Raw genomic sequence first — 10717 nt, 5'->3', positions numbered from 1 at the left:
TGCTATCCCTTCCGGGTGAATGCCAGAACCTGTTCATTGGCCACCGGCTCGAGGTCCGGATGTTGCCAACCTACTACTTCGCCTACGCCCAACACCATCAGGCCTCCCGGCGCCAGGCGTTCGGCCAGGCGATTGAGGATTTCCCGGCGGCGCCAGCGGCGGAAGTAGATCAACAGGTTCTGACAGAAAATTACGTCCATGCCGGACATTGGCGCCTTGGCCAGCTCCAGCACATTGAGCCGTGCGCAGCACACCCGTGCGGCCAGGCTCGGCACTATCTTGTAGCGGCCATCGTCCTGGGCCTGGAAATAACGCGCGGTGAGCGCCTGTTCCAGTTGCTCCAGGCGCCGGGCGCCATACAGCCCTTCACGGGCCTTGGCCAGGGCGTTGAGGCTGATATCGGTGCCGGTGACGCCGAAGTAATCCGGCTGTTCCGTCTCACCCAGTGCATCGGCCGCCACCATGGCCAGGGAATAGGGTTCTTCGCCGCTGGAGCAACCCACGCTCCAGATTTCCAGGGGCCTGGCCAGACCGCCTTCGATGCGCCCGCGCAGGTAATCCGCGAGCAGTTCGAAGGACGCCGGATGGCGGAAGAAACGGGTCTCCTGCACCGTCAGGCGGTCCAGCAGGGTCGACCATTCCACCGCACCACGCGGCCCGTCAGTGACCTGGCGGTAATAGCTGGCGTAGTCCTGAACCCCCAGTTCGCGCATGCGCGCACTGAGATTGGCCTGGAGGAATGACCGGCGCTGGTCGCTGACCACCACGCCGGTACGCTCCTCGAGTAGCTTCTGCCAGTCGTGGAATTCCGCTGTCGTCATGTCGGCCAGGGGTTTCAAGGCCCAGACGCCGCCTGGCTGCATGCTGTCGTGCCCTTGATTCATGGCCGTCGTGCCGCGACCTCAGGCCGCGGCGCCTCCCCTGATCAGGCTATGTCCTGAGTTTCCGGCAGCTTGAAGCCGGAAACCGACTTGCGCATCTCGCTCGCCATCTTCGCCAGGTTGCCGATGCTCTTCGCGGTGGCGGTGGTACCGGCGGAGGTCTGCGAGGTGATCTCCTGAATCACGTTCATGGTGTTGGAGATATGGCCAGCGGAGGACGCTTGCTGACGAGCGGCGTTGGAGATGTTCTGGATGAGCGCGGCGAGGGTCTTGGATACCTTCTCGATCTCTTCCAGGGCCACACCGGCGTCCTGTGCCAGGCGGGCACCACGGACCACTTCGGAGGTGGTCTGCTCCATGGAGATAACCGCTTCGTTGGTGTCGGTCTGAATGGTCTTCACCAGCGCCTCGATCTGCTTGGTCGCAGCGGAGGAGCGTTCTGCGAGTCGCTGTACCTCGTCCGCTACCACGGCGAAGCCACGGCCCGCATCGCCCGCCATGGACGCCTGGATCGCGGCGTTAAGGGCGAGGATGTTGGTCTGGTCGGCGATGTCGTTAATCAGGCTTACGATGTCACCGATCTCCTGGGACGACTCACCGAGGCGTTTGATCCGCTTCGAGGTGTCCTGGATCTGCTCACGGATGTTGTCCATGCCGGTGATGGTGTTGTGCACCACTTCGTTGCCCTTGTTGGCGATGGCTACGGAACGTTCCGCTACCGCCGAGGACTCGGAGGCGTTCGCCGATACCTGGTCAATGGACACGGCCATTTCGTTGATCGCAGCGGAGGCGCCGGCGATTTCCTGGGCCTGGTGCTCGGAAGCCTCGGCCAAGTGCATGGCGGTGGCCTGGGTTTCCTGGGCGGCGGCGGCCACCTGCACAGCGGTCAGGTTGATGGTTTCCACCAGCTCGCGGAGCTGGTCGATGGAGTAGTTGATGGAGTCCGCGATCGCACCGGTGAAGTCTTCGGTCACGGTCGCGGCCACGGTCAGGTCACCGTCGGCGAGGTCGGCGATTTCGTCGAGCAGACGCAGAATCGCCGCCTGGTTACGTTCGTTCTTCGCGGCGGTTTCAGCCAGTCGGCTGCGGGTGCTCTGTACCATCACCAGGCCGATGAGGATGATCGCGCCCAGGGCGAGGGCACCCAGCACGTAGCCGGCCAGGGTATTCAGGCCACGGCCGTTGGCCAGGTTCTCGAAGCCGGTGGTCAGGGCGGAGGCCTTGTCCAGCAGGGTCTGGGAACCGGTGAAGATGGTGTTGGCGGATTCACGGACCTGGAACAGTTCCGGGGAGGTTTCGAGGATCTCGTCCACCGAACCGGAAACGAATTCGAAGAGTTCGGAAATCTCCTGCAGGCGCTCCAGCGCCTCGGTGTTGGTCACCTTGGAGATATCCATTGCGGCGTTGCCTTCGAGCATGGCGTTCAGCACGCGGCCGAACAGGCTGGCGTCGCGGCCGAACATGTCGGCGGCCTGTACCGAGTCTTCGTCACCGGCCAGTACCTTGTTCACCGAGCCCAGGATACGTTCTGCCAGCAGCGACTGGCGCTGGGCCACGGAAACCTGGCTGGCGGGCGCCCCGCTTTCGAGGAGGATGTCCACGACTTCCTCGTACTCGACCTGCAGCTGCGGAATGGTTTCGGCGAGGGTGGCGGCTACCTGGTGCAGGGAAAGTACGGTCTGCTCGCTGGCCAGGATGGCGTCGGCGTTCTTGCGCAGGCTGTCCCAGTCCTTCTGCACCGTATCCACTTCGCCTTTCACGGCGACGGGGGCGGCAGGCAGGCCGGTAGAGGCGTCGCCCTTGACCAGGAAGTTCCAGCGCTGCTCGAAGTCGTTGCGCGCGTCCTTCAACAGGGCGAAGGCTTCGGCCTTGCCCGCCGCGGCTTCGGTGGAGTTCTTGGCGATACGCTGGGACAGCACGCGCAGTTCACCGGCGTGGCTGATGTATTCCTTGTCGTAGTTCGCCTGGGTGTTGAGGTACGCGAAGTTCGCGAACAGCAGCACGATGGCAATGATCAGGACCACGAAGAGTCCCGCGATCAGCGACGTACTGCGCACCCCTGAAAACAGATTGCCTGCGTTTAGTCTTTTCATTATCGGGCCCCCGCCTGGACCAACCACTTTATTCCCATGTAACGCCAAAGGGCCGGCAAAGCCGGCCCAACCTTGAAGTCACGGCCCCCGGGGTTCTGCCTCGGGAACCGGTACAGGACGCCAGGCGCCCTGCGTAGAACCTAGCCAGCCACCTCGAGGAACTCCTGGTGCTGTGCGAGTGCGTGCGGGCTGAACACCAGCCAGGGCTGCTCGCGATGGAAAACACCGTGGATGAAGGGCTGGATACTGGCCTCCAGGGGAGGCAACTCCTCGCTGAAGGAGTCCACCAGGAAATGCTGCATACCGAAGACTTCGTCGACGATCAGCCCGGCGAAGATCTCCTGGTGGTCCACCACCAGGACCCGACGCTGCTTGCGCAAGGGCGACAGCTCGCTGCCGAAGAAGCCGCACAGGTCCATGACCGGCAACAGGCGTCCGCGCACGTTGGAGACGCCCTTGACCCAGGTTTTCACGCCGGGGAGCGAGGTGTGGCGAGGCTCGTGCAGCACTTCGCTGACCTCACCCATGGGCGCGACGAACAGGCGCTCGCCCATGCGGAAACCGATGCCGCTCCAGCTCTGCACCACCTGCTGTTGCGCAGGCAGGCCCGCCGCCAGCGCGCGACAGCGCTGGTCGATCTCGAACAGGAGCTGGAAGGGAGATTGCGAATCCGACATGGCGACCGGCCTTGGCCTGTTTCTAATAATTATGTTGCAGGGACCGCCGCGGCATTCAGCCGGCCAGTACTGCGCTCAGGGTCTTGATCAGGGTGTCTTCTTCAATCGGTTTGGTCAGGTAATCCTTGGCGCCCTGACGCTTGCCCCAGACCTTGTCGGTCTCCTGGTCCTTGGTAGTGACGATAATCACCGGGATGTGGCTGGTTTCGGCGTCCTTGGTCAGCTGACGGGTCGCCTGGAAGCCATTGAGGCCGGGCATCACGATGTCCATCAGGACGGCATCCGGCTTCTCCTGGCGGGCCAGGGCCACGCCATCGGCGCCATTCTCGGCCTTGAGTACCTGGTGACCGTGCTTCTCGAGCATGGCGGTCAGCTTGTACATCTCGGTAGGCGAGTCATCAACAATCAGAATACGAGCCATGGTGTTCCCCATACGGAAAGGCTTCACCGGCCATCAGGCCGGACTTCAGGAGGCTTGCTCCACCGGGGTGAAATCGGGGACGTGAGTCTTGATCGCGCCGAGCAGCTCTTCCTTGCTGAAAGGCTTGGTGAGGTACTGATCGGAACCGACGATGCGACCCTTGGCCTTGTCGAACAGGCCGTCCTTGGAGGACAGCATGATCACCGGGGTGGATTTGAAAGCACTGTTGTTCTTGATCAGGGCGCAGGTCTGATAACCGTCCAGGCGCGGCATCATGATGTCGACGAAGATGATGTTCGGGTGGGAATCGGCGATCTTGGCCAGGGCGTCGAAGCCATCAACTGCGGTGATGACCTCACACCCCACTTTCTTGAGCAGAGTCTCGGCTGTACGACGAATCGTTTTCGAATCGTCGATCACCATGACCTTCAAACCGTCGGAATGCTGTTCCATGTTCGCCCTACCATCGCCTCGGTGAGTCGTTATTCTGCTTTATATATGTGCCTGAGGCCCTACAACCGACGGGCTGCGACCCAATCGTCGGGCATTTTTAGCACAGTCTCCAGACGCAAGCTACACGGCGTCCGCATCTGCCCCGCCTCCCCCCGGGAGGAAGGTTTTTCCCTTGACCGCAATCAATGCCGGCGCCACCCTGAGCGCCTTATCCAAACCGGCCCGCCAGCCTTGGCGCGCCCCTTGAAACCTGTTGCGGAGACCCCCCATGAGCGTTCGCCTCGGGATCGTCATGGACCCCATTGCGCAAATCTCCTTCAAGAAGGACAGCTCCCTGGCCATGCTGCTGGCCGCCCAGGAGCGCGGCTGGTCCCTGTTCTATATGGAGCAGCAGGACCTATACCAGAAAAACGGTGAAGCTCGCGCGCGCATGCGCCCGCTGAAAGTCTTCCTCGATCCCGCGCACTGGTTCGAGCTGGAGGCCGAGGCCGATACCCCGCTGGCCGAGCTGGACGTGATCCTGATGCGCAAGGATCCGCCCTTCGACAACGAGTTCGTCTACTCCACCTACCTGCTGGAACAAGCCGAACGTGCCGGCGTGCTGGTGGTGAACCGCCCGCAGAGCCTTCGCGACTGCAACGAGAAGTTCTTCGCCACCCTGTTCCCCGATTACACGCCGCCAACCGTGGTCAGCCGACGAGCTGACATTCTGCGCGAGTTTGCCGAAGAACAGCGTGACATCATTCTCAAACCCCTGGACGGTATGGGCGGTTCCTCGATTTTCCGTCACCGCGCCGGCGACCCGAATCTCTCGGTGATCCTGGAGACCCTGACCGCTCACGGCAGCCAGCAGATCATGGCGCAGGGCTACCTGCCGGCGATCAAGGACGGCGACAAGCGCATCCTGATGATCGACGGCGAGCCGGTGCCTTACTGCCTGGCGCGCATCCCGGCTGCCGGCGAGACCCGTGGCAACCTGGCCGCCGGCGGTCGTGGCGAGGCACGCCCACTGACCGACCGCGACCGTGAAATCGCTGCCGCCGTCGGCCCGACCCTGCGGGAGAAAGGCCTGCTGTTCGTCGGCCTGGACGTGATCGGCGAGCACCTCACGGAGATCAACGTCACCAGCCCCACCTGCATTCGGGAGATCGACAACGCCTATGGCACACGCATCGGCGAACGTTTGATGGATGCGATCGCCGACAAGCTCGAGGCGCGGAGTGCTTCATAGACTTTTATGCGGACGCTCGGCAGACTGCGCCGCTATCTGAAGCCAGCTGACTGTCGATGAACGCAGCCTTGAATACCGCCACCGAACTGTCCGCCGGCGTCCGCCCGGCGGATCGGCTGGGCTTTACCCTGTTCCTCGCCGCCGTGTTGCACGTCGCGCTGATCCTTGGCGTCGGCTTTACCGTTGCCGACCCTGAGCAGATCAGCAAGACCCTGGAAATCACCCTCGCCACCTTCAAGAGCGAGGAGAAGCCGAAGAAGGCCGACTTCCTCGCCCAAGCCAACCAGCAAGGCAGCGGGACGCTGGAGCACAAGGCCAAGCCCAAGACCACTGAGAAGGCCCCCTTCCAGGACAAGGAAATCCGCAAGGCGACTCCACCTGCCGCGCCACCCCAGGCACCGAAGAAAGAAGCGCCGAAGGCCGCGGTGGCAACCAAGAGCCCCCAACAGCAGAAAACCACGGTCAAGCGCGAGCAAACCAAGCCGCAGCCTGACAGCACGCCGGCTCCGGCCTTCGACAGCTCACAGCTCTCCGCTGAAATCGCCAGCCTCGAAGCGGAACTGGACAAAGAGCGCCAGCTCTATGCCAAGCGCCCGCGCATCCACCGCCTGAACGCGGCCTCGACCATGCGCGACAAGGGCGCCTGGTACAAGGAGGAGTGGCGCAAGAAGATCGAGCGCGTCGGCAACCTCAACTATCCGGAAGAAGCCCGCCGCCAGCGCATCTACGGCAACCTGCGACTGCTGGTGTCGATCAACCGCGACGGTACCCTCTACGAAGTCCAGGTGCTCGAATCGTCCGGCCAGCAGGTACTGGACCAGGGCGCCATGCGCATCGTGCGCCTCGCCGCACCCTTCGCGCCCTTCACCGGCGACCTGGCGGACATCGACCGCCTGGAAATCATTCGTACCTGGCGCTTCGAACGCGGCGACCGCCTGTCGAGCAATTGAGAGCGGCAACTCCGTCTAGGCTCTAGGCTTCTATTCAGCGCCCCGCGACACAGGCGCTCATGCCTCAGTCTTGCCGCTTGAAGCCTGCCGTCTTAAGCCTGAAACTAGCCGACATGAAAAGCGCACCGAGCTACCTCAAGCACCACTTCCTGATCGCCATGCCACACATGGCCGATCCGAACTTCGCCCAGACCGTCACCTACCTGGTGGAGCACAACGAGCAGGGGGCGATGGGCCTGGTAATCAACCGCCCCAACGGCCTCAGCCTGAGCGACGTACTCGAGCAGTTGCGTCCGGAGTTCACCCCGCCGGCGCGCTGCCAGGGGCTGCCTATCTTCGCCGGCGGCCCGGTACAGACCGACCGCGGCTTCGTCTTGCATCCGAGCGGCCACAGCTTCCAGGCCACCCTGGAACTCGGCGAGCTCGCGCTCTCCACCTCCCAGGACGTGCTCTTCGCCATCGCCGATGGTGGTGGCCCGCAGAAGAGCCTGGTCGCACTCGGCTATGCCGGATGGGACGCCGGCCAGCTGGAAACCGAACTCAGCGACAATGCCTGGCTGACCTGCCCGGCCGACCTCGCCATTCTCTTCGACACGCCGTCCGAGCAGCGCCTGGCGGCCGCCGCAAAGCGACTGGGGGTGAACCTCAGCCTGCTCACCGCCCAGGCCGGGCACGCCTGATGGCCGACTCGAAACCCCTGCGCCTGCTGCTCGGCTTTGACTATGGCACCCGACAGATCGGCGTGGCCGTCGGCCAGGCGGTCACCGGCCAGGCCCGTGAGCTGAAAATCCTCAAAGCCCAGAACGGCGTACCGGACTGGCAGCAGGTCGAAGCCCTGATCCGCGAATGGCAGCCCGATGCCATCGTCGTTGGCCTGCCGCTGAACATGGACGGCACGCCCAGCGACATGAGCGCGCGAGCGGAGAAATTCGCCCGGCGCCTGAACGGCCGCTTCAACCTGCCGGTATTCACCCACGACGAGCGCCTGACCACCTTCGAGGCCAAGGGCCAGCGACTGGCCCAGGGTCAGCGCGACGGCTACCGCGAGCGTCCGGTGGATGCCCTGGCCGCTGCGCTGCTGCTGGAAGGCTGGCTGGCCGAAAACTCCGCAACTTCCTGACTCCAGAACGCGAGGACCGCCGATGACCCTGCCCAACCCCGCCGAACTGCTGCCGAGGATGGCCAGCGACCTGAAAGCTCACCTGAAGTCCCGCAAGATCGACGAGCCCCGCTACATCGGCATTCGTACCGGCGGCGTGTGGGTCGCCCAGGCCTTGCTGGAGCAACTGGGCGTGTCGAGCCCGATGGGTACCCTGGACGTGTCCTTCTATCGCGACGACTTCACCCAGAGCGGGCTGCACCCGCAGGTGCGCCCTTCCGAGCTGCCCTTCGAGGTCGAGGGCCAGCATCTGGTACTGATCGATGACGTGCTCATGAGCGGCCGCACCGTACGTGCAGCGCTCAACGAGCTCTTCGACTACGGCCGCCCTGCCAGCGTGACGTTGGTGTGCCTGCTCGACCTCAATGCCCGCGAGCTGCCGATCCGTCCGGACGTGGTCGGTGCAACCCTGTCCCTGGGCGCCACGGAACGGGTAAAATTGCTCGGCCCCGCGCCGCTCACCCTCGAGCGTCAGGACCTCGCTTCACCCGCCTGACCTCCCGATTTCCCGTAACTTTTCAGGGCCTGCCCCATGCCGACAGACGCCAAGCGCCCGCTGCAGCTCAACGACCAGGGCCAGCTGCGCCACTTCCTCTCGCTCGACGGTCTGCCCCGCGAGCTGCTGACGGAAATCCTCGACACCGCCGACTCCTTCCTCGAAGTCGGCGCCCGCGCCGTGAAGAAAGTCCCGCTGCTGCGCGGCAAGACGGTGTGCAACGTGTTCTTCGAGAACTCCACCCGCACCCGCACGACCTTCGAGCTGGCGGCCCAGCGCCTGTCCGCCGACGTCATCACCCTCAACGTTTCCACCTCCTCCACCAGCAAGGGCGAGACGCTGTTCGACACCTTGCGCAACCTGGAGGCGATGGCCGCCGACATGTTCGTGGTGCGCCATGCCGATTCCGGCGCGGCCCACTTCATCGCCGAGCACGTCTGCCCCGACGTGGCCATCATCAACGGCGGTGACGGCCGCCATGCGCACCCGACCCAGGGCATGCTCGACATGCTCACCATTCGCCGCCACAAAGGCAGCTTCGAGAACCTCTCGGTAGCCATCGTCGGCGACATCCTGCACTCGCGCGTGGCCCGCTCGAACATGCTTGCCCTGCGCACCCTGGGCTGCCCGGACATTCGCGTGATCGGGCCGAAGACCCTGATTCCGGTGGGCGTCGAGCAGTACGGCGTGAAGGTCTACACCGACCTCGCCGAAGGCCTCAAGGATGTGGACGTAGTAATCATGCTGCGCCTGCAACGCGAACGCATGCAGGGCGGCCTGCTGCCCAGCGAGGGCGAGTTCTACAAGCTCTACGGCCTGAATTCCCAGCGCCTGACACTGGCCAAGCCGGATGCAATCGTCATGCACCCGGGGCCGATCAACCGTGGCGTTGAAATCGAGTCCGCGGTGGCCGACGGTGCGCAGTCGGTGATCCTCAACCAGGTCACCTACGGCATCGCCGTGCGCATGGCGGTGCTCTCAATGGCCATGAGCGGCCAGACCGCGCAACGCCAACTGAACCAGGAAGCCGAGGAGCTGAACTGATGCGTACCCATATCCTCGGTGCCCGACTGATCGACCCGGCCAGCGGCCAGGACCAGGTCACCGATCTCTTCCTCGAAAGTGGCAAGGTCGCTGCCATCGGCAAGGCACCGGCCGGCTTCGAAGCGGACAAGACCCTCGATGCCAAGGGCCTGGTGGCCGCACCCGGTCTGGTGGACCTGTCCGTCGCCCTGCGCGAACCCGGCTACAGCCGCAAGGGCAATATCGCCAGCGAGACCCTCGCCGCCGTGAGCGGTGGCGTCACCAGCCTCTGCTGCCCGCCCCTGACCCGCCCGATCCTGGATACACCGGCCGTGGCCGAGCTGATCCTCGATCGCGCCCAGGAAGCCGGTCATGCCAAGGTCTTCCCCATCGGCGCCCTGACCAAGGGCCTGGCCGGTGAGCAGCTGTCCGAGCTGGTCGCCCTGCGCGACGTGGGCTGCGTGGCCTTCGGCAATGGCCTCGCCAGCTTCGCCAGCAACCGCGTGCAGCGCCGCTCCCTGGAATATGCCGCCACCTTCGACCTGACCGTGGTCTTCCACTCTCAGGATGCATCTCTGGCCGAAGGCGGACTGGCCCACGAAGGCCCGACCGCCAGCTTCCTCGGCCTGGCCGGTATTCCGGAGACTGCCGAGACCGTGGCGCTCGCCCGTGACCTGCTGCTGGTCGAGCAGAGCGGCGTGCGCGCCCACTTCAGCCAGATCACCAGCGCCCGTGGCGCCGAGCTGATTGCCCAGGCCCAGGCCCGTGGCTTGCCGGTTACCGCTGACGTGGCCATGTACCAGTTGATCCTCACCGACGCGGCGCTGATCGACTTCTCCAGCCTCTACCACGTGCAACCGCCGCTGCGCACCCGCGCCGACCGCGACGGCCTGCGCGAAGCTGTGAAAAGCGGCGTGATCTCGGCTATTTCCAGCCACCATCAGCCCCACGAGCCCGATGCCAAGCTCGCGCCCTTCGGCGCTACCGAGCCCGGCATCAGCAGCGTGGAGTTGCTGCTTCCGCTGGCCATGACTCTGGTCCAGGACGGCCTGCTCGACCTGCCGACCCTGCTCGCCCGCCTCACCGCCGGCCCGGCTCGCGCCCTGCGCCTGCCCGCTGGTCGCCTGGCCGTCGGCGCACCCGCGGATCTGGTGCTGTTCGACCCGCAGGCATCGACCCTGGCCGGTGAAACCTGGAAGTCCAAAGGCGACAACTGCCCCTTCATCGGTCACTGCCTGCCCGGCAAGGTCCGCTACACGCTGGTGGACGGCAGGATCATTTTCCAGGCCTGAAGCCGCTGCATAAAAAAGCCCGCCATTCGGCGGGCTTTTCA

At 64.4% G+C, this 10717-nt stretch carries 12 protein-coding genes; 7 read left to right on the top strand and 5 right to left on the bottom strand.

Features of this window, described 5'->3' with window-relative positions:
* Positions 1 to 2: 2 nt before the first annotated feature.
* From E8E95_RS03835 to pilG, 5 genes are all read right to left on the bottom strand, one after another.
* Positions 3 to 863 carry a protein-glutamate O-methyltransferase gene (locus E8E95_RS03835; protein ID WP_280348312.1) on the bottom strand — a complete coding sequence of 287 codons (861 nt, stop codon included), beginning with the start codon at positions 861 to 863 and terminating at the stop codon, positions 3 to 5.
* Between the two features lie 62 nt (positions 864 to 925).
* A complete protein-coding gene (locus tag E8E95_RS03830) occupies positions 926 to 2974 on the bottom strand; it encodes a methyl-accepting chemotaxis protein (RefSeq protein WP_280348228.1) in 2049 nt (682 codons plus the stop codon).
* A gap of 140 nt (positions 2975 to 3114) precedes the next feature.
* Entirely contained in the window at positions 3115 to 3651 is a 537-nt protein-coding gene (locus E8E95_RS03825; protein WP_179058479.1) for a chemotaxis protein CheW, read from the bottom strand.
* Positions 3652 to 3706: 55 nt separating this feature from the next.
* A complete protein-coding gene (gene pilH / locus E8E95_RS03820; protein WP_077524194.1) occupies positions 3707 to 4072 on the bottom strand; it encodes a twitching motility response regulator PilH in 366 nt (121 codons plus the stop codon).
* Between the two features lie 45 nt (positions 4073 to 4117).
* Entirely contained in the window at positions 4118 to 4525 is a 408-nt protein-coding gene (pilG, locus tag E8E95_RS03815; RefSeq protein ID WP_077524193.1) for a twitching motility response regulator PilG, read from the bottom strand.
* A 268-nt stretch (positions 4526 to 4793) separates the two neighbouring features.
* Between pilG and gshB the strand changes: the two genes are divergently transcribed.
* The 7 genes from gshB (at position 4794) to E8E95_RS03780 (ending at position 10676) form a co-directional block, all read left to right on the top strand.
* Positions 4794 to 5756, top strand: coding sequence for a glutathione synthase (gene gshB / locus E8E95_RS03810; protein ID WP_280348224.1), 963 nt, complete (start codon positions 4794 to 4796; stop codon positions 5754 to 5756).
* A 56-nt stretch (positions 5757 to 5812) separates the two neighbouring features.
* Complete coding sequence (locus E8E95_RS03805; RefSeq protein WP_179058481.1) at positions 5813 to 6706, top strand: energy transducer TonB; 894 nt, start codon at positions 5813 to 5815, stop codon at positions 6704 to 6706.
* A gap of 113 nt (positions 6707 to 6819) precedes the next feature.
* Entirely contained in the window at positions 6820 to 7386 is a 567-nt protein-coding gene (locus tag E8E95_RS03800; RefSeq protein WP_280348222.1) for a YqgE/AlgH family protein, read from the top strand.
* Positions 7386 to 7826: a Holliday junction resolvase RuvX gene (gene ruvX / locus E8E95_RS03795; RefSeq protein WP_280348220.1), complete on the top strand. Its 441-nt coding sequence runs from the start codon at positions 7386 to 7388 to the stop codon at positions 7824 to 7826. Before E8E95_RS03800 ends, ruvX begins: the two co-directional genes overlap by 1 nt.
* Positions 7827 to 7848: 22 nt before the next feature.
* Positions 7849 to 8361 (top strand): bifunctional pyr operon transcriptional regulator/uracil phosphoribosyltransferase PyrR, encoded by a 513-nt coding sequence (gene pyrR, locus E8E95_RS03790; protein WP_179058484.1) that lies wholly within the window; start codon positions 7849 to 7851, stop codon positions 8359 to 8361.
* A 36-nt stretch (positions 8362 to 8397) separates the two neighbouring features.
* A complete protein-coding gene (locus tag E8E95_RS03785; RefSeq protein ID WP_280348218.1) occupies positions 8398 to 9405 on the top strand; it encodes an aspartate carbamoyltransferase catalytic subunit in 1008 nt (335 codons plus the stop codon).
* Positions 9405 to 10676: a dihydroorotase gene (locus tag E8E95_RS03780; protein WP_280348216.1), complete on the top strand. Its 1272-nt coding sequence runs from the start codon at positions 9405 to 9407 to the stop codon at positions 10674 to 10676. The genes E8E95_RS03785 and E8E95_RS03780 overlap by 1 nt, the downstream gene beginning before the upstream one ends.
* Positions 10677 to 10717 lie beyond the last annotated feature (41 nt).

The organism is Pseudomonas sp. BN414, assembly GCF_029871275.1.
In the GTDB taxonomy this organism is placed as follows: domain Bacteria; phylum Pseudomonadota; class Gammaproteobacteria; order Pseudomonadales; family Pseudomonadaceae; genus Metapseudomonas; species Metapseudomonas resinovorans_C.
The sequence above is the reverse complement of the archived record's forward strand: the minus strand, read 5'-3'. Positions and strand labels throughout refer to the sequence as shown.